20 protein-coding genes are annotated in these 25708 nt (G+C 65.1%); 15 read left to right on the top strand and 5 right to left on the bottom strand.

Annotated features, from left to right (window positions below):
• Positions 1-688: 688 nt before the first annotated feature.
• On the top strand, positions 689-1075 hold the full coding sequence (locus QX128_RS16230; RefSeq protein WP_315802902.1) for an H-NS histone family protein: 387 nt from the start codon (positions 689-691) through the stop codon (positions 1073-1075).
• Between the two features lie 209 nt (positions 1076-1284).
• On the opposite strand, the gene QX128_RS16225 is transcribed toward QX128_RS16230, so the two are convergent.
• A complete protein-coding gene (locus QX128_RS16225) occupies positions 1285-2757 on the bottom strand; it encodes an undecaprenyl-phosphate glucose phosphotransferase (protein WP_316237938.1) in 1473 nt (490 codons plus the stop codon).
• A 487-nt stretch (positions 2758-3244) separates the two neighbouring features.
• Between QX128_RS16225 and QX128_RS16220 the strand changes: the two genes are divergently transcribed.
• Together QX128_RS16220 and QX128_RS16215 are read left to right on the top strand one after the other, a co-directional pair.
• Positions 3245-4042, top strand: coding sequence for a glucose-1-phosphate cytidylyltransferase (locus QX128_RS16220; protein ID WP_315802904.1), 798 nt, complete (start codon positions 3245-3247; stop codon positions 4040-4042).
• On the top strand, positions 4039-4692 hold the full coding sequence (locus QX128_RS16215) for a PIG-L deacetylase family protein (protein ID WP_316237937.1): 654 nt from the start codon (positions 4039-4041) through the stop codon (positions 4690-4692). The genes QX128_RS16220 and QX128_RS16215 overlap by 4 nt, the downstream gene beginning before the upstream one ends.
• A gap of 109 nt (positions 4693-4801) precedes the next feature.
• On the opposite strand, the gene QX128_RS16210 is transcribed toward QX128_RS16215, so the two are convergent.
• Entirely contained in the window at positions 4802-5902 is a 1101-nt protein-coding gene (locus tag QX128_RS16210) for a hypothetical protein (RefSeq protein ID WP_315802906.1), read from the bottom strand.
• 390 nt (positions 5903-6292) lie between these two features.
• On the opposite strand from QX128_RS16210, the gene QX128_RS16205 reads away from it, so the two are divergent.
• From QX128_RS16205 to asnB, 11 genes are all read left to right on the top strand, one after another.
• The gene (locus QX128_RS16205; RefSeq protein ID WP_315802907.1) at positions 6293-7330 is read left to right on the top strand and encodes an SDR family oxidoreductase; all 1038 of its coding nucleotides are present in this window, start codon (positions 6293-6295) and stop codon (positions 7328-7330) included.
• 61 nt (positions 7331-7391) lie between these two features.
• A complete protein-coding gene (locus QX128_RS16200) occupies positions 7392-8654 on the top strand; it encodes a class I SAM-dependent methyltransferase (protein ID WP_315802908.1) in 1263 nt (420 codons plus the stop codon).
• A gap of 42 nt (positions 8655-8696) precedes the next feature.
• Positions 8697-9239: a dTDP-4-dehydrorhamnose 3,5-epimerase gene (locus QX128_RS16195; RefSeq protein ID WP_316180494.1), complete on the top strand. Its 543-nt coding sequence runs from the start codon at positions 8697-8699 to the stop codon at positions 9237-9239.
• A 103-nt stretch (positions 9240-9342) separates the two neighbouring features.
• Positions 9343-10311 carry a phytanoyl-CoA dioxygenase family protein gene (locus QX128_RS16190; protein ID WP_316180496.1) on the top strand — a complete coding sequence of 323 codons (969 nt, stop codon included), beginning with the start codon at positions 9343-9345 and terminating at the stop codon, positions 10309-10311.
• Between the two features lie 24 nt (positions 10312-10335).
• On the top strand, positions 10336-11655 hold the full coding sequence (locus tag QX128_RS16185) for a DUF4910 domain-containing protein (protein WP_316237936.1): 1320 nt from the start codon (positions 10336-10338) through the stop codon (positions 11653-11655).
• Positions 11656-11713: 58 nt separating this feature from the next.
• The gene (locus QX128_RS16180) at positions 11714-12871 is read left to right on the top strand and encodes a glycosyltransferase (RefSeq protein ID WP_316237935.1); all 1158 of its coding nucleotides are present in this window, start codon (positions 11714-11716) and stop codon (positions 12869-12871) included.
• A gap of 175 nt (positions 12872-13046) precedes the next feature.
• Complete coding sequence (locus tag QX128_RS16175) at positions 13047-14546, top strand: lipopolysaccharide biosynthesis protein (RefSeq protein WP_316237934.1); 1500 nt, start codon at positions 13047-13049, stop codon at positions 14544-14546.
• Between the two features lie 138 nt (positions 14547-14684).
• Positions 14685-15986, top strand: coding sequence for a glycosyltransferase family 4 protein (locus QX128_RS16170; protein ID WP_316216141.1), 1302 nt, complete (start codon positions 14685-14687; stop codon positions 15984-15986).
• Complete coding sequence (locus QX128_RS16165) at positions 15986-17044, top strand: Gfo/Idh/MocA family oxidoreductase (protein ID WP_316237933.1); 1059 nt, start codon at positions 15986-15988, stop codon at positions 17042-17044. The genes QX128_RS16170 and QX128_RS16165 overlap by 1 nt, the downstream gene beginning before the upstream one ends.
• Positions 17041-18072, top strand: coding sequence for an NAD(P)-dependent oxidoreductase (locus QX128_RS16160; protein WP_316237932.1), 1032 nt, complete (start codon positions 17041-17043; stop codon positions 18070-18072). The genes QX128_RS16165 and QX128_RS16160 overlap by 4 nt, the downstream gene beginning before the upstream one ends.
• 113 nt (positions 18073-18185) lie before the next feature.
• Entirely contained in the window at positions 18186-20126 is a 1941-nt protein-coding gene (gene asnB, locus QX128_RS16155; protein ID WP_316237931.1) for an asparagine synthase (glutamine-hydrolyzing), read from the top strand.
• 46 nt (positions 20127-20172) lie between these two features.
• Here asnB and QX128_RS16150 read toward each other — a convergent pair whose 3' ends face one another.
• The 3 genes from QX128_RS16150 to QX128_RS16140 all read right to left on the bottom strand — a co-directional run bounded on the left by QX128_RS16150 (position 20173) and on the right by QX128_RS16140 (position 23454).
• Positions 20173-20949, bottom strand: a complete 777-nt coding sequence (locus tag QX128_RS16150) for an SDR family NAD(P)-dependent oxidoreductase (RefSeq protein WP_315802918.1) — start codon at positions 20947-20949, stop codon at positions 20173-20175.
• 206 nt (positions 20950-21155) lie between these two features.
• Positions 21156-22427, bottom strand: a complete 1272-nt coding sequence (locus QX128_RS16145; protein ID WP_316180510.1) for an acyltransferase — start codon at positions 22425-22427, stop codon at positions 21156-21158.
• Positions 22428-22503: 76 nt separating this feature from the next.
• Positions 22504-23454 carry a glycosyltransferase gene (locus QX128_RS16140; protein ID WP_315802920.1) on the bottom strand — a complete coding sequence of 317 codons (951 nt, stop codon included), beginning with the start codon at positions 23452-23454 and terminating at the stop codon, positions 22504-22506.
• A gap of 180 nt (positions 23455-23634) precedes the next feature.
• Between QX128_RS16140 and QX128_RS16135 the strand changes: the two genes are divergently transcribed.
• On the top strand, positions 23635-25686 hold the full coding sequence (locus QX128_RS16135) for a glycosyl hydrolase family 28-related protein (protein ID WP_316237930.1): 2052 nt from the start codon (positions 23635-23637) through the stop codon (positions 25684-25686).
• Positions 25687-25708: the final 22 nt, after the last annotated feature.

Here is a 25708-nt window from a genome sequence, read left to right as displayed (position 1 = left end):
GGATCGGCCGCCGGGTGTCCGCAGCCGTCCTCAACCTCACGGCCGATCGCAGCGGCAGTTAGTTCCGCTGCCGGTGTGTGCCTGTCTGACGCCGCGCGCCCCGCTGTCGGCGCGACGTGCGCAAGTCTGATCTGCGTGAGCGCACCTGAAGGATCCAATATTTAGGGAAGGCGTTTGATTCGCCGGAACGATGTCGGCTGCTTTGCGGCATATTCACGGTGGCGTGCTCAATTAAACCCGGTGGCGGCATTTTGTGCGCATGCAAAAATATCTCGATCCGGGTCTTCAGGGTGCTCGCTCGAAAAGGTTGTAAGTCCGTCGCGGCAGCTTTGAAAACCATGTCGTGGTGAGAATGTCAGCTATCAAATACGCGCAAGTTCGATCATCGAAACTACGTCACTTTGACGCGGTCTTGCCGTAGTATGCGACGAATCCGTTGCAGATCGTGTTGATTCGGTGGCTTCTTCCGGCGTGCAAACGAATGCTGCCGCAATCTCGAAGGCGGCGCGACATCGTTTCGGAAATGGGGTTGCGGGTTGAGTTTTATTTGAGTTACAACCATATGGCTTGGCCGGGTTGGTATAACTCAAATATTCAGTTTTTCCGACCGCGAGCCACTTGCGGAACGAAATACCGAATTATATGACGTTAATCCGGCAGGATAGAGATCACAGACAAAGGTCGCTGTATGTCCACCAAGAAGATCGATTTCGAGGCGATGTCTTTCGATGACCTCTGGTCTCTCCACGAGCAGATCAGTCAGATCCTCGCCGTGAGGATCACGTCGGAGAAGCGCGAGCTCGAACGTCGTCTGGCGGTTCTCAACCGCAGCCGTGGCGCCATCGAAGGTGCCGGCAGTGAGGGTGGGCAGTCCTACACCACCAGCGGCAAGGCGCGGCGCAAATATCCCCGGGTTCTGCCGAAGTATCGCAACCCGCAGACTTCCGAGACCTGGTCCGGCCGAGGCAAGCAGCCGCGTTGGCTGGTGGCGGCGATCAAGACCGGGCATCGGATCGAGGAGTTTGCGATCAATGGAGCGGCGGGCGGTTCGAAAAGTCGCCGTCAGCGGGCCTAATCGGGGCCGACTGAGTCAAGCCCGTCGATAGCCCGAGCGACGCGCAGCGTCGGTTCTGCACCTGATTCGCTCCCTCAACATCAGCGAACGACATGTGAGCGGTCTGACGCCCCCGCGTCGCGATCCGCAGTCTCGAGCCTGAGATCGGTCCGATCCGCCCGCACGGCTCCGCCGGTAGGCTTGCGATCATAATCCCTTGCGAATATGCGCTAATAGGCATTGTTGCCGCGGATCAGCTCGATCGGCGTCCTCAGCAGGATCGCGACGTCGAGCGACAGGCTCCAATTGTCGATGTACCAGAGATCGAATTCGACGCGCTGTTCGATCGACGCACGCGTGGGCGTCGGGCCGCGGCAGCCATGCACCTGCGCCCAGCCGGTCAGTCCGGGCTTGACGCGGCGACGGAATGCGTAGTTGCGCACGAGCTTGTCGAATTCGTTGTCGTGCGCCAAGGCGTGGGGGCGGGGGCCGACCAGCGACATGCTGCCGTCCAGAACGTTGAGCAGCTGCGGCAGCTCATCAATGCTGGTCCGGCGCAGCCAGGTCCCGAGCCGGGTGAACCGGCTGTCGCCGATCTGGGCCTGGACGATGGAGGGCCCGTCCTCGAGCACGGACATCGTGCGAAACTTGTAGATCTGGAACGCCCGGCCGTTGAATCCGCAACGCTGCTGCCGGAACAGCACCGGTCCGGCCGAGTCGAGCTTGATGGCGATCGCCACCAGCAGCAGCAGCGGCGACATCAAGGCCAGCGCGATGCCGGCCAGCATGACATCCATGAGCCGCTTGGTGGCGTGTTCGAGCGGGCTCAGCAGGCCGCGCTGCAGCTCGATGGAGACGGCATTGCCGAGCTCGCGGCAGGGCCGCTTGAAGATGTCCGACGCCGCTCCGACCGGCACGAAGCTCACTGGAAACGGCAGGACTCTCAGCTCGGCGCCGAGCGTGCGCAGGTCGGACAAGGGTTCGGGATTGGCGCCGACGACGATCTCTTCGATGTCGGAGCCGCGCACATAGTCGATCACGCTGGACACGATCCGCTGCCGCTGATCCGGATCCGCACCGGGTTCGGGAAGCATGAAGTGCCGCTGGACGCGAAAGCCGGTGTCGGTGAGCACCTGGGTCAGCCCGGCGTTGTCCTTGCTTGCTTCATCGGTGATCAGAACGATGTTTCGGCCCGAGAACCGTCTCTCCGCCAAGCCCTTTGCCAGCAGATATGCGGTGGTGCGGCGATGCAGGATCAGCGCCGCGAGCCCGAACATCGCGAAGACGATGCTCGTGCCGCGCGAGAATTCGCTGCCGATCTTGAGCGCAAACAGGGCGCCGGCCAGCACGAGGAACGCCGTGACCCAGGTCAGGCAGGCCGCGCGGATCTGGCGCGGCAGGATCAGCAGTTCGGCCGGCCGGTACATCCCGCGGATCTTCATCAGCGAGACGAACAGCGCCGACACGAGGATCGCCAGGCCGAGCGATTTGCTGACGTCGTTGGCGCCCGCCGCATCCTGCAGGTGATACAGAAACCCGGACAGGACGCTCGACATGGTGATCGTCGCAATGTCCGCCACGATCGCGAACGGCTCCACCGAGTCGTAGTGGACGGGCCATTTGCGCCCCTGGAACTGCCGTTCCACCAGGACGGCCGGCATGCCGTTTCGATCGAGAGTCTCGGGCTGATCCACGTAATGCATGGGTTGTCGGTGTTCGAAACTCGGTTAAATAGCGATTAGCCATTTATTATATGTTTTGGCATTTAATTTAAACAATGAAAAATTGCCATTGGAATTTATTCGCGCGGTCGGATTATCCCCCGATACCTGCGTCGCGGGCAGCGTGACGCCTGACGGTGGCGCTTAGGCGCCGAAAGATACCGCCCGTGCCCGCTACGGAAGCGGCTCCGGAAAATTAAGGTAGTCAAATTAATATTTGAGGCGGCGGATATTTCGATGCTTGCCGCCAAGAATGGCATTTAAAAAGAGATATAATTGGATTATTAATCCGGTGCCGGGCGCCCGTGACGCGGGTGGCGTCCGTAGCCGACCGGATGCGGAGGGAGTTTTTCCCTGCGCGGACGGAAGGGCGACACGAGGGCACGGCGAGCTGTCGTCGAGGCCCGCCGGCGAGGTTGAAGATAGTGCTGCTCATTTCAGAGATTGAGAACCCGAAGGACGTCGCGCCATGAAGGTCGTATTGTTCTGTGGAGGACTCGGGACGCGGATCCGGGAATATTCCGAGAGCATTCCGAAGCCGATGATTCCGATCGGCCACCAGCCGATCCTCTGGCACGTCATGCAGTATTACAGCCAGTACGGGCACCGGGATTTCGTTCTGTGCCTGGGCTACAAGGCCAATGTGGTGAAGGACTATTTCCTGAACTACAATCAGGCGGCGACCACCGACTGCACGATCTCGCAGTTCGGCAAGAAGGTCGAGCTATTGGGCGACCGCCCGCCGGACTGGCGGGTGTCGCTGGTCGACACCGGCATCTGGCGCAACATCGGCCAGCGACTGCGGGCCGTCCGGCACCTGGTCGAGGGCGAGGAGATCTTTCTCGCCAACTACAGCGACGGCCTGACGGACGCGCCGCTGCCGGAGATGATCGATCGCTTCAAGCGTAGCGGCAAGATCGGCTGCTTCATCGCCATCCATCCGCCGATCAGCTTTCACCTCGCCGAATTCGACGCCGACGGCACCGTGGGCCGCATGGCCGCGAGCAACGATTCCGATATCTGGATCAACGGCGGCTACTTCATCTTCCGCAAGGAGATCTTCGACTACATCGAGGAAGGGGACGAGCTCGTCGTGCAGCCGTTCAAGCGGCTGATCGACCGCGGCGAGTTGATGGCCTACCGCTACGAAGGGTTCTGGCGGGCCATGGACACGCTCCGCGACCGCCAGGTGCTCGAGGAGATGATCGAGCGCGGCGACACGCCCTGGCATCTCGGCTCCAGTCTTCCGGCGGTGGTGAACGGATGAGGGCGTTGCAGCTCGCCGGTCGCGGCGACCGGCTGTCGGTCCTGTGTCTCGGCGCGCATTCCGACGACATCGAGATCGGGGCCGGAGGCACGCTGCTGTCGTGGCTCGACCAGGGCATCCGCCTGGATGTTCATTGGTGCGTGCTCAGCGGCAATGGCGAGCGCGGCGTCGAGGCGCGGGCGTCGGCCGATGATTTCCTCGCCGAGGTCGCCAGCCGCAATCTCGAGATCATGCAGTTCCGCGACGGCTTCTTCCCCGAGCAGGGCGAGGAGATCAAGGCCTGGTTCGAGCAGCTCAAGGGCCGGATCAATCCGGACGTCATTCTCGCGCACCGCCGCGACGACGCCCATCAGGACCATCGGCAGGTCAACCGCCTGGTCTGGAACACATTCCGCGATCATCTCGTTCTGGAATACGAGATTCCGAAATGGGACGGCGATCTCGGACGGCCCAACGTCTACATGCCCCTCTCCGAGCGGATCATGAAGCGGAAGGTCGCGCTGCTGATGACGCATTTCGGCAGCCAGCGTTCCAAGCAATGGTTCGATCCGGAAACGTTCATGGGCCTGGCGCGGTTGCGGGGCATGGAATGCCGCGCCGCCGAGCGCTACGCCGAGGCCTTCGTCGCGCGCAAGCTGTCACTGGGGTGAACGGCGGCTGAAGCCGCCTCGCCGCGAGGCCCTCGCACACGGTCTATCCATGCCCGATGGGCGAGGCGATGAGCGGCGCCCGGCCCCTTTGCCCGGCGGCGGCCTGCCGTCAGCCGGCCGCCCGCCGCGGAAGTTCGACGATCTCCTCTGCCGGCGGACGCTCGATCGCGGTGGCCGGCACCTTCTCCAGCCAGACCTCGCGCCACCATGCATAGATGCCGCGCGGGCAGAACAACCGGTTCTCGCTGTAGCGCGACTGGCAATAGACGCCGTCGAGGATGACGGCCGGTGTCTTCATCCGCCGGATGTAGCCGGTGCGCTCGTCGATGAACTTTTCGACCCGCGTCCGTACCCGGAACACCTTTCCGCAATAGGGCACCATCTCGGCGTCGAATCCCATGCCGCGGTTGTTGGTCTGCTTGTCGATGGTGGCCAGGATCTCCTGGTGCGGACGCACCCGGACGAGATCGCCGGGCTGCAGCCCGAGATCGGCGATCGGCGCGTCCTTGTCCGTCAGGAGGATACCGCGCTTGCGCGGGAACGGTACGCCGCCCCACAGCGACTGGATGCGGTCGTAGATCCAGCGCGCGGGCCGGCCGAGCCGCGGACGGCGGGCCATGGTGGCGCCGACATAGGCGAAGTAGAGGAGGCCCTTGAACATCTTCGCGAGCGAGACATTGCCGGACGCGATGTCCTCGGCGTACTGCCGGGCATCCCACCATTTGAGCGGCTGGGTGTAGGTCGGCAGCTCGGTCGCCTGGCAGGCATAGCGCGGGCCTTTTCCGGGCTGCTGGTCCGGCGACTTGGTCGCATCCCACACCGCGCGCACGGTGCATCCGCCGGACGGTTGAAGCGCAGCGGCGCGGTCCGGGATGGCCGCGGCGGGCTTGGCCGGATCGACCGGGGTCAGCCACGCCTCTTTCCAGAAGATCAGGCAGGCCGCCTGGCAGCCGCCATAGGCCTCGCCGTCGCAGCGATGCTCGAGATGCACCGCGTTGGGAAGGCGCCGTCCGAGCCACTCGCCGGTGTTGTATCCGGTGACCGTGTCGCAGGTCTTGTGGGCGCGCTTGTAGACCTGAAAGCGCTGGCCGCACCATTTGAACATCTGCGGCATGAACGGCAACCCTTCGAGGCGCCCGTTGGCATCGAGCGTCGCCAGGATCTCTTCCTTGCTGCGCACTTCGACCCAGTCGCCGGCGGATAGTGTCATGCTCTGTCTTTCAATGCTTCAATCAATGCGTCGTCAGGCCGGGGCGTTCCCGCACGCGGGACGTCCTCATTTCCATGGATCGAATTAAAGCTGCCGAGATTTGCGGTCAACATTTGTTCCTATTGTGGCATTATTTAATTTGGTGGAATAAATTAAATGGGAGAGGTTGCCTGATGCCGCATCGATCGGCGCCGTCCGGATGGGGCACGGTAACAGGCGGATCGAGATGGCGGAGAAGGGATTTTTACCGAGTTTTGCGTATCCCGCCGGAGAAGGCGGGCGGCACCGCCGCTGCCGACGGATTCACTGGACGCCGGCTGGAATATTAAATTATAATCGATTGCAGGTGATTTAAATTTTGTTTTGGTCGGTATCGTAGAGGGTGAGATTTTGAAGGTCCTGATCACCGGAAACATGGGCTATGTGGGTCCGGTCGTCGCGCGGCATCTGCGGGCGCAGCGCCCGGATGCGACGCTGCACGGCTTCGACAATGCCTATTTCGCCCACTGCCTGACCGGAGCGCCTGTCGTTCCCGAGCGATATCTCGACGAGCAGATCCATGGCGACGTCCGCGACATGTCGCTCGACCTCCGCGGCTATGATGCCGTGGTTCAGCTGGCGGCGATCTCCAACGATCCGATGGGCAATCGCTTCCAGGACGTGACGCTCGACATCAACCAGAACACCACCGTGTCGCTCGCCAGGAAGGCTGCGGCGGCCGGCGTGAAGAACTTCGTGTTCGCGTCGAGCTGCAGCGTCTACGGCATCGCCGACGGACCGCCGCGCAAGGAGGGCGATCCTCTCAATCCCATCACGGCCTATGCCAAGTCGAAGATCGGATCGGAGCAGGAGCTCGCCGCGATCGACACCGGCATGACCATCACCTGTCTGCGCTTTGCGACCGCCTGCGGCATGTCGGATCGGCTGCGGCTCGACCTCGTCCTCAACGATTTCGTGGCCTGCGCGCTCACCCGCCGCCAGATCAGCGTGCTCTCCGACGGCACGCCGTGGCGCCCCCTGATCGACGTGGCCGACATGGCGCGGGCGATCGACTGGGCGATCGACCGGCCGGCGGCGACGGGCGGCCGCTTCCTCACCATCAATGCCGGCTCGGACGACCGCAACTACCAGGTCAAGGATCTCGCCAACGCGGTGGCCGCGCGCGTGCCGGGGACCAGCGTGTCGATCAACACCTCCGCGCCGGTGGACAGCCGCTCCTACAAGGTCGATTTCGGCCTGTACCGCTCGCTGGCCCCCGATCATCAGCCGCAGGTCACCCTGGACCAGTCGATCCAGAACCTTGTCGATGGTCTCAAGAGGATGCAGTTCAAGGATGCCGAGTTTCGCTCGTCCGATCTGATCCGTCTCAAGGTCCTGCAGGACCACATGGAGACGGCCCGGATCAACGACAGGCTGCAATGGACGTGATCGCGCCGGCCGCGCCGGGCAGATGCTCGCCTCAGCCGGCAAGGACAGTGACGGAGACACCATGGAACTGACCCTTCCCACCGCCGTCGGCGTCGCGCCCAAGTGCCGGCACTGCGGCGACGACCTGACCCTCAAGCTGATCGATCTCGGCGCCTCGCCGGTCGCGAACGACTACATCGATCCGGCCAACTACATGCGGGCGGAGCCGTTCTATCCGCTGGAGACCTTCGTCTGCCGCGAGTGCCGTCTGGCGCAGACGCGCGACCTCCTGGCCGCGTCCGAGATCTTCCGCGCCGACTATGCCTATTTCTCCTCGCACTCGACCTCATGGCTCGAGCACGCGCGCCGCTATGTCGAAGCCATGGCCGATCGCTTCAAGCTCGGCCCGGCCTCGCGGCATGTCGAGATCGCGTCGAATGACGGCTATCTGCTGCAATACTCGCTCCAGAAGGGCATCAACTGTCTCGGCGTCGAACCCTGCGAAAGCGTCGCGCTGGCCGCGCGCGCCAAGGGCATCGAGACCCGGGTCGAATTCTTCGGCCGCGACTATGCGACCCGTCTCCGGGAGGAGGGCTGGTCGGCCGATCTCCTCACGGCCAACAACGTGCTCGCGCACGTTCCCGACATCAACGACTTCGTCGGCGGCGTCAAAATCCTCCTGGCGCCGGAGGGCGTCGCGACCTTCGAGGTCCAGCACCTGCTGACCTTGATGCAGCGGCATCAGTTCGACACCATCTATCACGAGCATTTCTCGTATCTGTCGCTGATCGCGGGCCTGCGCATCTTCGCCCAAGCGGGCCTGCGGGTGTTCGACGTCGAGCTTCCGGAGACGCATGGCGGCTCGATCAGGTTCTTCGTCTGCCACGCGGAGGCCGCTCATGCGGAGAGCCCGAATGTTGCCGATGTCCTGGCGCGGGAGCGGGCCTATGGGCTGCATGACGATGCCATCTACATGGCCTGGAACGAGCAGGTCAAAGAGACCAAGCGTGCGCTGCTCGAATTGCTGACGGCGCTCAAGCGCGATAACAAGAAGATCGTCGGCTACGGTGCCCCGGCGAAGGGTGTGACGCTGCTGAATTATTGCGGCATCCGCACCGATTTTCTCGACTTCACGGTCGATCGCGCCCCGTCCAAGCAGGGCCGCTACATGCCGGGCGTGCGCATTCCGATCCTGCCGCCGGAAGCGATCTTCGAAGCCAGGCCAGATTACGTCCTGATCCTGCCGTGGAACATCAAGAGCGAGATCAAGGCACAGATGGCGGCGATCCGCGACTGGGGCGGCCGCTTCATCGTGCCGGTCCCCAAGGCGACGATCGAGGAGTAGAGCAGGGCATTGCCGCACCATATGCGCGAAGAGTGTTGAGCCATGAGGTTTGTCCCGCTTGGACGGTCGGATGCGCGGCTGATCGAGCTGACCGTTCGCTCCGACGAGCGCGGCAGCTTCACGCGGACCTGGTGCGCGAAGACTTTTGCCGAGCAGGGCATCGCGTTCGTCCCGATGCAGGGCAACAGCTCGGTGACGCGTCTCCGCGGCAGCGTCCGCGGCATGCATTTCCAGCGTGCGCCGAAGCCTGACGCCAAGATCGTCCGCTGCAGCGCCGGGCTGATCCATGACGTCATCGTCGACATCAGGCCGAACTCGCCGACGCGCGGCGAGGTCTATGCCTGCGAGCTCGGCCCCTCGACGGCGCGGATGCTCTACGTTCCCGCCGGTTTTGCCCATGGATTCCAGACGCTGACCGACGACGTCACGGTCGAGTATCTGATGGGCGAAGACTATGTCGAGCAGCTCTCGGACGGCTTCCGGCACGACGATCCGATGATCGGCATCCGATGGCCGCAGCCGGTGACGGTGTTGTCAGCCAAGGATGCCGCTTGGCCCTCGCTTGCCGAACGGGGTCTTTGGTGAAGCAGCATGACGACAGCGCGGTATCCTGGGGGAGGGATCTGGCGGCCACGGAGCGGCCCGATCGTCTCGAACGTTCTGACGATTTGTCGAGGAGGATCACGGAATGACGAACATTTTCGTTGATGCCACGATGCCCGATGACGAGCGGCGCCAGAAACTGTATCAGGGCGCGCTGTTCCTACATTCGCCGACGCCCTCGCTCAATGCGCTGGTCGCGTTCGCCAGGGAGCTGATCGAGGAGGCGTTTCATCCCTATGATCCCCGGACGGCGCAATTCGAGCTCCCGGTCGAGCGCTACGTCGAGATCCTCGCCAGGCTGAAGCCGTTCTTCATCCATCACGCCCGGTCGAAGGAGCTGGTGCAGGGCACGCTCCGCGAGTTCGGCTGCGATCCCGAGCTGACCTATTTCGACGTGCCGCGGCTGCGGTCGGCAACCAGCAACGACTATCTCACCACCGGGATCGCGTTCGCATTCCACCCTCATCGCGACACCTGGTACTCGGCGCCGCCGTGCCAGCTCAATTGGTGGCTGCCGGTGTATGACATCGCGCCGGACAACGGCCTTGCATTTCATCCGCGCTATTTCGATGAAGCGATCAAGAACGGCTCCAGGACCTATAACTACTACGAGTGGAACAGGACCTCGCGTGCGTCGGCGGCGCAGCACATCAAGACGGATACACGGGTGCAGCCGAAGCCGGAGCAGGAGATTGCACTGGATCCGCAGATCCGGGTGATCGCGCCGAGCGGCGGCGTCACGATCTTCTCCGGAGCGCATCTGCATTCGTCCGTCCCGAACACCTCGGGCGTGACGCGCTTCAGCATCGATTTCCGTACCGTGCATTTTGCCGATGTCAGCAGCCGGCGCGGCGCCGTCAACATCGACTCGGAATCGACCGGCACGAACCTGCGCGACTTCCTGCGGGTGGCCGATCTCGCGCGGCTGCCCGAGGAGATCGTCACGCCATACGATCAGGTGGAAGCTCCGGCGGAGCATCTGGTCTACCAGCCGACGATCGTGCCGCTGCCGGCCGGCGATCTCGCGGCCGATGCCGCGCAGGCGTCGGCCTGACCGATGAAGTAGGGCTGACGCGTCATGCTGGACATCCTCAAATCCCCGGCTGGTCCGAGAACGCCGGCGATCGATCTCCACGATCTGGTCGCCGAACTGTTTCCGATCAACCGCAGCCTCACCGGGGCGGGTGTCCGTCAGACGCTCGGCATCGTCGCGCGGAATGTCGGGCTTGCGATTCACGAGGTGCCGTCCGGCACGCCGGTCCTGGACTGGCACGTGCCGGCAGAGTGGAACATTCGTCGCGCGACGATCTCGACCCTGTCGGGCCGCGTTCTCGTCGACTTCGCCGACAACAATCTGCACGTGATGGGCTACAGCAAGCCAGTCCAGGCGGTGCTCAGCCGTGCCGAGCTTGCCAAGCACGTCCATACCTTGCCGGACCAGCCTGATCTCATTCCCTACCGGACCGGCTACTATGCCGACGATTGGGGCTTCTGCCTGCAAGATCGTCTGTGGCGGGGGATGACGGACGACAGCTACCGCGTCGAGATCGACAGCGAGCTCTCGCAGGGGGCGTTGACCTACGGCGAATTCTTCGTCACCGGGCAGACGGACAAGGAAGTCCTGATCACCTGCCATATCTGTCACCCGAGTCTCGCCAACGACAATCTCTCAGGGATTGCCGTCATGACGGCGCTGGCGATGCGGCAGGCGCAGCAGCCGCGCCGACTCGGATACCGATTTCTGTTCCTGCCGGCGACCATCGGCGCGCTCGCGTGGCTCGACCGCAACGAGCGGAATCTCGGACGTGTTGAACACGGCCTCGTCCTCACCTGTCTCGGCGATTCCAGTGGATTTCACTACAAGCAGAGCCGGAGCGGGGCGAGCATCGATCGCGCCGTCGCGCATGTCCTGAAGCACTCAGGCCATCCTCATGAGATTCTGCCATTCAGCCCCTATGGATATGACGAGCGGCAGTTCTGCTCGCCGGGATTCGATCTGCCGGTCGGGTGCCTGATGCGCGGCGTGCACGGCACGTTTCCCGAATATCACACCTCGGCGGACAATCTGGATTTCGTCAAGCCGGACTGTCTCGAGCAGTCCTACGCGGTCATCGAGGAGGTGCTGGATCTGCTCGATCGCGACCGCATCTATGAGCGCGTCGATGGGCGAGGGGAGCCGCAACTGGGACGGCGCGGCTTGTATCGCGCGATTGCCGGCCAGCGCGAGGCGGGCGGGGCGACGCAGATGGACCTGCTATGGGTCCTCAACCTCGCGGATGGTAGGCACAGCCTGCTCGACATGGCAATCCGGGCCGACGTTCCGTTCGCGCGCATCGAGGCCGCTGCGCGGATCGCGCTGGACGCCGATCTCATCAGAACACCGGTTTCATCATCGTGACGTCGCCGCCTTCGTACAGCACCGTGCAAGTGGTCCAACAACACCAGAGTGAGGCGTCATGAGTTCGCAGCCGGGCAAGCCCCGTATCGCCGTCTTCTCACTCCGAAACATCTTCGGCAAAGCCCTCAACCGCGGTCCCCATGTCGAGTTCGAGGACATCATCTGCGAGGTCGATTCCGCCGAGCTGTTCGCGCCCGAACTCGACCCGTCGAGCCGACGGGCGAGCTTCGCGACCCGGCTGGGCTACCACGCGCCCGTGCTGCTGAATCCCGGGCTCACGCGGATCAAGCCGCAGCAGCAATACGACGTTCTGTTCGCGATCTGCGGGTTCCCGCAGGACCTGATCATGTTCGACGCGATCGAGGATCTGAGAGGTGCGTGCGGGACCTCGGTGTGTCTGCTGGACGAGCTCTGGATCAAGGAGATCGCCAAGCACCGGCATTTCCTGAAGATCCTCGCCAAGTTCGATGTCGTGATGCCGTTCCAGATCGGCACGGTGAAGCCGCTCGGCGAGGAGATCGGCAAGGCTTGCGTGCATCTTCCGCTCGCCATCGACGCGATCCGCTTTTGTCCCTATCCCGATCCGCCCGAGAGGGTCATCGACGTCTTCAGCATGGGGCGTCGCTCCCGTGTCACCCACCAGTCGCTGCTCGCGATGGCGCAGCAGAGCGGCCTGTTCTATCTCCACGACACGATCGGCGGCAGCCAGGCCATCGACCTCCGGGAGCACCGGACGCAGATGGCAAACCTCGCCAAGAGAAGCAGGTATTTTCTGGTCAATCCCGGCAAGTTCGACGAGCCGCAGGAGACCGGGCGGCAAGTCGAGTTCGGCTACCGGTATTTCGAGGGCGCGGCGGCGGGCGCCATCATGCTCGGCGAGCGTCCCGACAATGACCTGTTTCCGCGGCTGTTCGATTGGCCCGAGGTGATGATCGACGTGTCGCACACATCGCCCGACATCGACCGGGTCATCAGGGAGCTGGACGGCGATCCGGTCCGCCAGGACCGGATGCGGCGAACCGGCATGGCCCAGACCCTGATGCGGCACGACTGGGTGTATCGGTGGGAGACGATCCTGGAGGCCACGGGTCTGCAGCCGATGCCGGGCCTCGCTGCCCGCAAGGATCGGCTGAAGAGGCTGGCGGAGATGGCGGCTGGCTCGGGGATGGCTCGCGAGCAGGAATTAAATCGCAAGCCGGTATTGTTGGCGCAGTGACGTTTCAATCCTTTTCTCCGCCACAAAGTGGCGTCATCGCTCCAGCGGCCTCCGCGAGCTATTTTATACCGGCTGCATTTTCGACGATCGGATTTTCATTGCCCTGGACGGATCTGTTTGGCCGTGACTGGGAATCGAAAGGTTGGTTACGATGATTGAAAGCGATTGAACGGAGATGTCGGAAGCCGTCGCCGCTTACTTCGAGGAACATCGGGAATCGAGCGATCTCGGACGCCGTGCGTTGCGCGGCGGCCTGATTTCCATCGTCATCCAATACGGCAATGCCGTGCTCCAGATCGGAGCGGCCATCGTCCTGGCCCGGCTGCTCGCGCCGGAGGATTTCGGGCTCGTCGCCATCGTCACCGTGCTGACGAGCTTCGCGCCGCTGCTGATCGACTTCGGCCTGCTCGATGCCACCGCTCAGCGCAGCAGGATCACGCCGGCCCAGGTCAGCGGCCTGTTCTGGGTCAGCACCGGCATCGGCGTTGCGGTGGCGATCGTCGTCGCGGCATCCAGTCCGCTGATTGCCTGGGTCTACGGTGATCCGCGACTGGAGCCGATCGCGCTTTGCGTCGCGATCACCTTCGTGCTGTCCGGGCTGACCAACCAGCATATGGCGCTGCTCCGGCGCACGCTGCAGTTCGGTCGCATCGGCCGGATCCAGTTGTTCGGCACGCTGGCAGGGACGGTTGCCGCCGTCGCCATGGCGTTCGAGGGCTACGGCTATTGGGCGCTGGTCATTCGTCCCGTCGTGACATCGATTTGCGTCGTGGTCGCCGCGTGGTCGGCCTGTCGCTGGAGGCCCGGCGTCCCCGTTTTCGATGCTGAGGTGAGGTCGATGGTCCGGTTCGGGCTGCACGTGGTCGGCTTCACCGTGGCCTATACCTTGTCGCGGGCGGTGGACCGGATCGCGCTCGGGCTGCTCTACCGGCCCGATCAGGTCGGCTACTACCAGAATGCGATGAACCTGTACGACAACTCGATCTATGCGGCGCTCAATCAGACGCATGCGGTGGGAAGCTCGGCGCTGAGCAAGCTGCAGGCGAATCCGGCTGCGCTTCGGCAGAAGTACGAGGTGGCACTCTCGATGCTGGCGTTCTTCCTGATGCCGGCGGCGGCGATCCTCTCCGTCACCGCGGAGGACCTCACCGTCGTGCTGTTGGGGCAGAAGTGGCAGGCTGCGGGAGGGCTGCTCAGCATCATTGCGCTGCGCGGCATTTCGCACGTCGTCGAGGGCTCGCAGGGCTGGCTGCATCTGTCGCTCGGGAGGGCGGACCGCTGGCAGACCTGGGGCATCATCTCTCTCTTTGCGCAGGTCGTTGCGGTGCTGGCCGGGCTGCCCTTTGGGCCGGTCGGCGTCGCCTGGGGCGTCGTGGCCGGATACTCGCTGATCGCGTTGCCGTCGGTGATGTATGCCGGACGTCCGATCGGGATCGGTGCGGAACTGGTGATCGGGGCCGTCGGTCCGCAGACCGTCGGCGCCGTTGCGACTGCGGCTGCGGGCTGGTGGATGCAAGCGACGCTTCTCGGAGCCTATCCCGCGCTCGTGCGCATGGTTCTGTCCGGCTGCTTCTGCGGCTGTCTCTATCTCGCGATCGTGGTCGGAATGTTCCGGGTCCGCGAGCCGCTCAGGATCGCAGGTACGATCATCCATGATTTCGCCGGCAGGCGCTGAGATGGAACGAAGGGGCCTCGGACAGCACCGCACGTCGCGATTAACTATCGCAATCGTTAAATGCCACATATAAAATATCCCGTGATTTAAATGCTTTAAATGGTCATGGCCCGCGACAACCACCAAGGCTTGGATGTGATGGAGGTCGAGCCTGCGCCGCCGGCGCAGCGCGATCCCGAATGGTCGGTGGCCGGTTTCGCCGACCGACGGCGGCTCAGCATCCTCTGCGTCTCGCATATGCCGGCGAGCCCGCCGCGGTTCGGGGCACAGGCGCGCATGCACGGGCTGATGACCCAGCTCGCGCGCCGCCACGACCTCACGGCGGTGATGCTGGTCGATGACGCCTTCGACATCGACGAGTGCCGGCTGGCCATGCAGTCCTATTGCCGCGACGTGGTGCTGGTGCCGAACCCCTACGGCCGTGACGGTCTCGCGAAGCGGCTGCTGCAGCTGCGCTCGCTGGTCTCGGTGCGGAGCTTCGACCGGTTGCGCGTGGCCCTGCCGGAATTGCAGCGGGTGCTGGATCGGGTGCTGCGGTCCACGCGGTTCGACATCGTCAATCTCGAATTTCCCTATCTCGGTCACTGCCTGTTCCGTCAGGCGCCGGCAGGCGCAACGCCGCCGCGGCTGATCGTGGACTCGCATGAGATCGCCTACGATCTGGCGCGGCAGTTCGCGGCCACGGGGGCGAGCCTGGGCCGCCGGCTCTATGCCGGCGCGAACTGGCGCAAGCTGCGCCGCGAGGAGATCGCAGCCTATCGCCAAGCTGACGGCGTCTATCTCTGCAGCACGGACGATGAGAAGCGTCTGCATGACGACATTCCGAACGCCCGCACGGCGGTCATCCCCAATGCCGCCGATGTCGACTTCTATCAGCCGCGCGGTACAGATCCCGCGCCCGACGGCCGTACGCTGGTCTATTTCGGCCTGCTGTCGACGGTGCCCAACATCGATGCGGTCACGCATTTCGTGCAGGACATCTGGCCCCGCATCGCCGCGCGGCACCCGGATGCGCGCTGCAAGATCATCGGCGGCCGGCCGCCGCAGGCGTTGACGGCACTGGCCGGGCCGCGGATCGAGCTGACCGGTTTCGTGCCGGACCTGCGGCCGCACCTCGCCGCCGCGGCGGCGGTGATCGTCCCGCTCCGTCTCGGTGGCGGAACGCGGCTCAAGATCGTCGAGGCCATGGCGATGGGCAAGGCGATCGTCTCGACCAGCCTGGGTGCCGAGGGCATCGAGGCCATGCCCGGGCGTGACATCCTCATCGCAGACGAGCCGGATGCCTTTGCAGATGCGGTCAGCGGGCTGCTCGCCGAGCCCGATCTCGCGGCGCGGATCGGCGGCTCGGCGCGGCAGGTCGCGGTCGAGAAGTATGCCTGGAGCGCGGCGGCGCAGGCGCTGGAAGACTTTTATTGCGAGATCCTGGAGGCAAGTTCGTGATGAAGGCCGTGCTCATCGGGGCAGGGCAGATCGCCCGCCAGCATCTTGCCTGCCTCAACACCTTGCCGGGCGTTCAACTGGCCGGCATCTGCGACCTGTCGCCGGCGACCGCGGAGGCCGCGGCCGAGCGCTACGCGATCCCGTCCTGGTTCACCGATCATCGCGCGATGCTGCAGACCGTGCGGCCCGATGTGGTGCATGTGACGACGCCGCCGACCTCGCATTTCCGGCTCGCGATGGACGCGCTGGAGGCCGGCGCGCATGTGATCGTCGAGAAGCCCGCGACCTCGACCTTCGACGAGCTGCAGACGCTGACGTTGCGCGCCAAGCAGACCGGCCGCCACGTCGTCGAGGACTACAACTACGTCTTCAACCGGGCGCCGCAGGACATCCTGCGCCGGATCGAGACCGGCGAGTTCGGCGCCGTGACCCATGTCGACGTGCTGATCTGCCTCGACATCTTCGGCCCCGACGGCTTTGCCGATCCGAACTCGCCGCATCCGGCGCTCAAATTGGCGGGTGGCGCGATCGCCGACTTCCTGCCGCATCTCGCCTCGCTGTCACATGCGTTCGTCGGCCCGCACCGCAAGGCGGAGACGGTCTGGAGCAAGCGCAAGCCGTCGCCGCTGCCGTACGACGAGTTTCGCTGTGTGGTCGAAGCCGAGCGCGGCACGGCGACGCTCGGCTTCAGCGCCAGCGCTCAGCCCGACGCGTTCTGGCTGCGGGTCTATGGCGAGCGGATGCAGGCGACCGCCAATCTGTTCGAAACGCGGTTGACCTTCGATGGCCCGCGCAACGTGCCGAAGCCGCTGCGCCCGTTCTTCAGCGGATTGGAGGAGGGCCGCGACATCCGCCGCGCGGCGCTCTCGACCCTGCTGCGCAAGTTCAAGGGCCCGGGCGCCTATGAGGGGCTGTGGGAGTGTCTGGCGCGCACCTATCAGGCGCTCGGCGCGGGAACGGCCCTGCCGATCACGATCGAGGACGTCCTCGCGGTCAATCGGATGGTCGAGGCAATGAAGCCGACCGAGCAGGCGGACATGAGGGAGCTGGCGATATGAGAGCCCTGGTCACGGGCGCCAACGGTTTTCTCGGCCGGCATGTCGTCGATGCGCTGCTCGCCCGCGGTATCGAGGTTCGTGCCATGGTCCGCCCGGCGACGCGCGTCGATGCGCTCGGCTGGCCGTCGTCGGTCGACGTCGTCAGGGCGGACCTGCGCACCTCGCGCGACCTTGTCGGCGCGTTCGAGAATGTGGACGTGCTGATCCATCTGGCGGCCGTGGTCTCCGGCGGCGAGGACGCGCAATTCGCCGGCACCGTGGGCGGAACCGAGCGGCTGCTCGAGGCGATGGCGGGCAGTGCCTGCCGCCGGCTCGTGCTGTGCAGCAGCTTCTCGGTCTACGACTACACGGCGACGCGCGATGTCCTCGACGAACGCGCGCCGCTGCAGCAGACACCTGACGTCTACACCCGTGGCGGATACACCGTCGCCAAATGGTGGCAGGAGCGGGTGACGCGCCGCTACGTCGAGACGCATGGCTGGGATCTCACCGTGCTGCGTCCCGGGTTCATCTGGGGTCGCGGCCACGGCTATCTCGCCGCGCTCGGCCAGCAGATCGGACGCCACCACGTCGTGATCGGGCCGCTGACCCGCATCCCGATGACCCATGTCGAGAACTGCGCCGACGTCTTCGCGCTGGCGGCCAGGGATTCGCGGGCGATCGGCCAGACGCTGAACGTCGTGGATGGTTCCGGCGAGCGGGTCTGGTCCTATCTGTCGGACTACATGCGCGGCACCGGCGCGCGCGGCTTGCGGTTGCCCATCCCTCATTGGCTGGCCAGCAGCGTCGTGCGGCTGGCGTTTGCGACCGTGTTCAGGCGGGCCACGAAAGTGCCGGCGATCCTGACGCCCAAGAAATTCGATGCGATGCTCAAGCCGCTGCGCTTCGACAATCGCAAGCTGAGGGAGACGCTCGGCTGGACGCCGCCGCTCGACTACGAACAATGCCTGGCGCGAACCTACGGTCCGCTGCCGGCGTCGGCACCAGCGCCGGCGTCCTGGTCGTCCGGAACGGCTGCTTCCATTTGAGGGCCGACAATGGTCCAGCGATGCCCGTGCCCTGTTAGTCCGCGATCTCGCGGGCGAGGCCATTCCGTGCCGTCCGTCATTTTGACGTCGCGCGTCTCAAACGGATTGTTCTGATGTGTGGCATCGCTGGGATCATCGGACGGGTGGACGACGACAACCGCGCCGCGCTGCAGCGGATGAACGACGCCATGCTCCATCGCGGTCCGGATGCCGGCGGAATTTGGACCTCGCCCGCGGACGAGCGTGGCTGGGGCGCGCTGCTGGCGCACCGCCGGCTCGCGATCCTCGATTTGTCGCCGGCCGGTGTGCAGCCCATGATCGACCCGGTCACCGGGCACGTCATCGTCTTCAACGGCGAGATCTACAATTTCGCCGACCTGCGGCAGCGTCTGGTCGCCGACGGCCAGCATTTCAGCTCCACGGGCGATACCGCGGTGATGCTGCGCGCGCTCGGCCTGCATGGGCCGGAGGCGGTGGCGTGGCTGCGCGGCATGTTCGCGTTCGCCTGCTGGGATCCGAAGCAGCGCCGGCTGCTGCTGGCGCGCGATCCGCTCGGCATCAAGCCGCTGTACGTCGCCCGCGCCTCGAACCCAGACGCGGGGTGGTCGGTCGCCTTCGCATCCGAGCTGCGTGCTCTCCTGGCGTCGGGCCTTCTGGGCAGCGCCCAGCTCGATCCGCAGGCCGTCGCCAGCGGCGTCTGGAACGGTTTCGTGGTCGGCCCCGGTACCGCGGTGAAGGGCGTCGAGCTGCTGCCTCCCGGCCATCTCACCGCATTCGACGGCGTCGGCAACACCGTCCGCGATGAGGATTTCTGGTCGATCCCGGAGCGGGCTCCGGATCCGACGATGGATGAGGACCAGCTTGCCGAGATCCTCGAGGAGGGGCTGAGGCTGCACCTCGCCAGCGACGTGCCGCTGGCGGTGTTTCTCTCGGGCGGCATCGATTCCTCGGTCATGGCCAATCTGGCGCAGCGTGCGGCCAGGAGCCCGATCCACACCTTCACGCTGGCGTTCGAGGAGCAGGAGCTGAACGAGGGGCCGATCGCGCGACAGATCGCTGCCGCCATCGGCACCGAGCATCATGAGGTGGTGCTGACGGAGCAGCACTTCGTCGACAACCTCGATGCCGCGCTCGACAGCCTCGACCAGCCGACCTTCGACGGCCTGAACTCCTACTTCATGTCGCACGCCATCCGCGGCGCAGGCTTCACGGTGGCGCTGTCGGGGACCGGCGGCGACGAGCTGTTCGGCGGCTACACGTCATTTCGCGACCTGCCCATCCTGCAGCGATGGTCGGAGCGCACCGCCTGGGTGCCGGCCGGCGTCAAAGCCGCTGCGGCGAAGCTGGCCGCGCAGATGCTGTCGCCGTCGCGCGGGACGGTGGCGCCGCAGACGCGCTGGGCCAAGCTGCCGGAGATGGTCCGGTGCGGCGACGATCTCCTGGCGCTGTACCAAATGGCCTATGCGCTGTTCCTCCCCGGCTTTCAGCGCGAGCTGCTCGCGCCTGATCTCGTCGACACGCTGAACGATGGGCTGCCCGCCGCGATGAGAGCGAAGATCACCGCGGAGACCCGCGCGCGCACCCCGCTGTCGGCGATCAGCGTCATGGAGCAGCGCCTGTTTCTCGGCGAGCGCCTGCTGCGCGACAATGACGTGGCGAGCATGGCGGCCTCGCTGGAGCAGCGGGTGCCGCTGGTCGATCAGGTGCTGTTCGAAAGCGTCGACCGGCTGCCCGATGCGACGCGCTACGCGCCGCTGCGAAGCAAGGCGATGCTCAGGCGGATCGGCCTGCGTGGCCTCGATCCGTCGTTGTTCGACCGGCCGAAGAGCGGCTTCGTGTTGCCGCTCGATCGCTGGATACGGCGCGGCCTGCAGGATGCGATGGACCGGACCCTGCGCGACCCGCAGGCGATTGCGCCGGTGGGGCTTGAGCCTGCGGCCGTGGAGCGCCTCTGGCGCGCCTTCCTCGATGGCGCGCCGGGGATCTATTGGTCGCGCGTCTGGTCGATCTACGTGTTCGTGCGTTGGTGCCACCGTCATCGCGTCTTCCGCTGAGGCGCGATCGACATCAGGTGAGCTGGCTGCATCGAAGCGCGCGTGGTCAGGCTTCCGGCATGACGATTCCGCCGCACACCGGCACGCGAACGCCGGTCACGAAGCCGGCGAGGTCCGAGGCCAGAAACGCGATCATGTTGGCGACGTCCTGATCGTAGCCACGCCGCCCGAGCGGCACTGACCGCTCGTAGAGCGGCTGCACCTCGTCGCGGTCGCGGCGGTCCCTGTCGGAGATGACCCAGCCCGGGGCGACCTGATTCACCGTGATGCCATGCCCTCCGAGCTCCCGCGCCAGCGATCGGAGCATGCCGTCCATGGCGCATTTGGCCGCCGTGTATGGCGCGCGGTTGTGCAGGGCCAGGCTCGTCATCTCCGTGCCGAGAGAGATGAGGCGTCCCCATTTCCGCTCGATCATCGGTCCGGAAAACACCCGCGCGGTCGCCCAGGCCTGCAGGACCGAAGAGCGGAACACCTTGTCGAACTGGTCGGGTGTCTGCTCGACCACGGGACGTTCGTCGTACCATGTCACCGCATTGTTCACGACGATATCGACAGGACCGAGCGCGCGCTCGGTGGCGCGGCGCATGGCCTGCACGTCCTCGAGCTCGGCGACGTCGCCCGAGATCGTGCAGGCATGTTGCGGCTGAAGCTCGTTCAGCTCCTCGCACAGTCTTTCGGCGGCAGCCCGCGCCGTCAGATAATGGATCGCGACCTTCGCACCACAGGCCGCGAGCGTCCGGGCGATCGGCCGGCCGAGCTCTCCGGCCGCTCCGGTGACCAGCGCGACCTTACCCGAGAGATTGATCTGGAGCGGGGACTTCAACGGGCGCAGCGCCGGATCGTCCGGCAGGGGACCGAGCGTGTTTCGCCGAATTCGTCGTGCAACCGCGCGCGCGATCCGCATCCACCCGTCCCCGAAAGTATTCATTCGCCCGGGTCGCAGTATTAAATGCGGGACTAATTATTTAAATTGCACAATTTGACGCATTTGTGCCGCAGCCGATCGAGCGGTGACGTGGGCCGATCCGCTCAGGATGCGCGCGGCGTCGGACTCTCGGCGAGACGGTTGCCGAGCGGCCAGTCTGCGCCGGACGCGTCATGCACCGCTCCGGCAGCAGGCGCAGGCCTGAACTTGTGCCGGAGCTGCCTGAAATACGGCTCGATGAAGCGCTCGATCGCCGCCGCGTAGATGACGGAGATCAGGAGCGCGAGCGGAAACAGGAGGTACGGCTTGGCGGCGATCGCGGGCAGGTTCTTGTCGATCGTTCGGATCACGACGTTGTGGATCAGATAGATCGCATAGGAATAGGTGCCGAGCGTCATCACCCAGGAGCGGTTGAGATCACGAAACAGCGGCGCGTCGGCGAAACGCACCGCGAAATAGAACAACGGCATCAGCGCCAGGCCCTGAAGGCTGTAGCGCGCGGTCTCCCGGAACACCGGATCACGGTAGACCAGCGAGACCAGCAGCGCCGCGACGGCGCCGGCCAGCAGCGCCCATTGGGCCGCCGACATCCGCCCCGAGGCAGAGCGCTGCCGCACCGGGTTCATGACCAGCGCCAGAATGCAGCCATAGGCGATCGAGTCGATGCGGGTGTCCGAGGCGTAATAGGTGCGGTCGGAGAAGAACCCAGGCGCATGCACGAGATGGAAGCGCCAGGCGAGGACGCCGAGACAGACGAGCCCGAGCAGCGCGCCGATGGTGCGCGGCCGCAGCGCCGATCCGAGCAGCAGCGTCATCAGCAAGGGATAAACGATGTAGAAATGCTCTTCGACCGCGAGCGACCAGAGAATGCCGGTGCCGTCGGGCACCGTGTTGCCGGGATCGAAGAACAGGCCGTAATAGTTGGCGAAATACAACACCTGGGCGGCCAGGCCCTTGACGGTCATTCCGCCGTCCAGCAGGCCGGCGGCGGTCAGGCCGTAGGCGATCGCCAGGGACAGCAGCAGAGGCGGCATCAGCCGGAACACGCGCCGCGCATAGAAACTGGGAACGTCGAGCCCCCCGGTTCGCTCATGCTCGGCCAGCATAAGCGTGGAGATCAGGAAGCCGCTGAGGAAGAAGAAGATGGTGACGCCGAAGCCGCCGGGGACGATGGCCTGAAGTCCGGAATGGCCCAGCACCACGATCAGCACCGAGAGCGCGCGGATGCCGTCGAGTGATGGAATAAGCGTGGATGCACTGCCCTTGATGTTCGTTCCGCGTGATGCCGCTGGCGCGGTCGTCCCGTCGCCGGGCGCCGTCATCGGCGGTAGAGCGGACGCGGCACGAAGGCGGCTGAGCTCGAGAATCTTGGCCATGCTGTCCAGACGGAGTCGGAGAAACACGTAGCTTCGTAATCGTCGTGTCAGTGCCGCGGCGATCGGCCGCCGAGCGTCATCGCGTGTCGGCCGCGGCGTGGCTGGCCCGCCAGAGCTGGGCCCGCTCCGCGTTGATCCGGGCCGTGGCGGCGCGCTTGCCGAGGCGCAGGCAGGCGTGCTGGTAGGCGCGGAGGAAGCGGCGGAATTCGAGATCGTCGTAGCGCGGCAGGCCCGTCAGCCAGCTCCGGAAATAGCCCCACAGCATCGCGGTGCTGCCGATCAGGGCGGGATAGGCCGGCAGGTGATAGACCGCCACCGCGAACTGATACAGCGGCGACGTTCCCATGAAGTACTGGCCAAAACCCTTGCGCAGCCGCCCGGTCCAGATGCCCTTGTGACTGGCGCCCTGCGGCCGCAGATGGATGAAGCGCAGCGCTTCGCTGTCGATGCTCTCGGCGATCCAGCCGAGCATGCGGCAGCGGTGGCAGTCGATGCCGTCCCACATCACCTGGCGCACGAAACCGCCGATCTCCTGGAAGCAGGCGACGCGGTAGAACTTGGTCATCCCGACCGACATCTCGTCGCCGCAGACCTCCGGCTCGAGCGCGCCGGTCTGGGGATGGACGAACCACGGCTTGCCCGAGGTGGTCCCGACCCGCGGATCGCTTTCCATCCGCTCCATCAGCAGCTCGAAGTAGCGCGCGGGCAGATCGAGGTCCATGTCGAGCTTGCAGAGATAGTCGAAATCCTCCAGCCGCACGCTCTCCAGCCCGGCATAGAACGCCTCGATCACGCCGGGCCCGACCTTGCGTCCGCCACGATCGGCGCGGCGGATCACGCGCAGATAGGGCAGGCGCTGGGCGTACTCGTCGAGAATGGCCGGGGTGTCATCGGTCGATCCGTCGTCCACCACGATCCACAGCGCCGGCGGCACCGATTGCGCAGCGACGCTGTCGAGAGTCCGGCGGAGGTATTGGGCCTCGTCCCGGCAGGGCGAGATGAGCAGGTAGCGGCGCGATGGCGTCACGTATCAAATCCCTTGCCGAAGGCGGAAGATTGCGACGAATCTCTGCCGAGCAGGGGCGTCGCCGGCCGCCTTTCAATAAATTAAATCGTGAATTAATATTATGTCAGGGCGCGTGTCAAAGTCATGGTGTTTTTAAATCGGCGCCCTCGTTCGCTGTGACCGGTCCTGCGAGAGGTTAACATGGATGGCATCGGCCCCGTGATCCCCGGCTGCACCCAGGCTTCGGCCCGGCCGGTCGCGCGTGGGACGCGCCGGATCGACGCCGCCTGCATCCGGGCGCTGCTCACGGCGGCGCTTGCCCTGCTGTCTGTCCGCGGCATTGCCGCAGCCGCCGAGCCGACCGCGTCCGCCGGGCCGTCACTGGCCGGCAATCTGCTGCCGGTGGAGCGTCTCGCAGCCTGGAATCCCGGGCTGATGTCAGCCGGCGGTATTCCGAACCGCACCATCATTTATCGCGCGCTGTCTCCGAGCGGGAGAGACGACAGCGGCGCGATCCAGGCCGCCCTGACCGCCGCGCCCGCCGGCCAGGTGGTGATGCTCGGCTCCGGGACGTTTATCGTCAACGAGCCGCTCCTGATCAGCCGGCCGGTGACGCTGCGCGGCGCGGGCGCGGGTGTGACCAGGCTGGTGAAAAGCAACGGTGCACGGGCACGAACGTCGGCCGTGATTGCCGGCACCAAGGGAATCCTGACGCCGGTCGATCCGAGCACGTACAGCTATGATCCCAAGCCGATCATCATCGTCGGACCTTCGCGCTGGAACAATGGCCCCGACAGCAGCGCGTCGCAGGACCTGCTGGCCGACGGCGTTCAGGGAACGTCGACCGTGACCCTCGCCAACACCACGAACCTGAAGCCGGGGGATTTCGTTCTGCTCGACGAGGTCTCAGGCGCATCGTGGCAGGCGACACCGGCCGGCTTTCCGGCGGGAGCGAAGGTCTGGCAAGGTGATCGGGTCGCCTGGAACATGCACGATCCGGTTCAGCCGGGGGACGACAATGCCGGCGCGAATGCCGGAGGTCCATATGACCAGACCCCCGGTGTGCTGCCGAAGTCGATGTCGTGGTTCGCCCGGACCGACCGGGCGACCGCCGAGATCAAGGAGATCGCCTCGGTCACCGGCAGCACGGTGACATTCACCTCGCCGCTCACGATCAGCTATCGCAGGGATCACCAGGCGCAGCTCACGCCCTACAGCACCGACCCGAACAGCGGTCGCCACGCCGCCAATAATCGCGACATCCACGTTGCCAGGGTGGGTGTCGAAGATCTGAGCATCATCGGCGGGGCGGACGGCGCGTTGCGGTTCGAAGCCGCCGCTTATTCCTGGGCCAGATCCGTCGAGGTGACACAATGGCTCGGCGAGGGCGTGGCGATCAACAATTCGTTCCGGATCGAGCTCCGCGACTCCTACATTCACGCCGGCTCGTGGCCGCAGCCGGGCGGGGCGGGCTACGCGATCAGCCTGGCGGCGGGCTCCTCGGAGGTCCTGATCGAGAACAACATCCTGGTCGATGTCTGCAAGAACATGGTGTTTCGGTCGTCGGGCGCCGGCAGCGTCGTCGGCTATAATTATGCCGACGACTCGTTCGATTTCGACAATCCCGGCTGGGTCGAGGTCGGCATCAACGCCTCGCACATGGCCGGCGCGCATCACGTCCTGTTCGAAGGCAATCTGTCCCACAATGCCGACAGCGACTACACGCACGGCAACGCGATCTATCTCACTTTTTTCCGCAACCATCTCACCGGCCAGCGCCAGCGCTTCGTCGATCGCTCGGGCATCCGGGCCGTGGGTCTCGCCTACGGCTCGTGGTGGGATTCGTTCGCCGGCAATGTGCTGGGCCAGCCGGGACGCATGAGCGGTTGGGTGTACGACGATCCATCGATGCGGGCCGGCACGGCCGCCTGGGGGCAGGGCGGTGTCGGCAACGTCTGGATGCTTGGCTACGACCCGGAGCGATGGACCATGGCGCCCGATCCGAAGACGCTGGCCACGGTGATCCGCGGCGGCAATTTCGACTATCTCACCGGCAAGGTGGTCTGGACCGACGCTCTCGCGGCGCAGCCGCTGCCGGCGTCGCTGTATCTCAGAGCCAAACCCGGCTTTTTCGGCGATCATCCGTGGCCCTGGGTGGACCCGACCAGCGATACCAAGCTGCATACGTTGCCGGCCAAGGCGAGATTCGAGGCGGGCGCGCCATTCGCGGCCGCGCCGGGATCAACGCAATAGAGCCGGCGTGAGACGTCCAACG

Origin of the sequence: Bradyrhizobium sp. SZCCHNR1015 (assembly GCF_032489875.1) — a bacterium.
In the GTDB taxonomy this organism is placed as follows: Bacteria; Pseudomonadota; Alphaproteobacteria; order Rhizobiales; family Xanthobacteraceae; genus Bradyrhizobium.
Note: the sequence above shows the minus strand (reverse complement) of the source record. Positions and strands in the feature narration are given on the sequence as shown.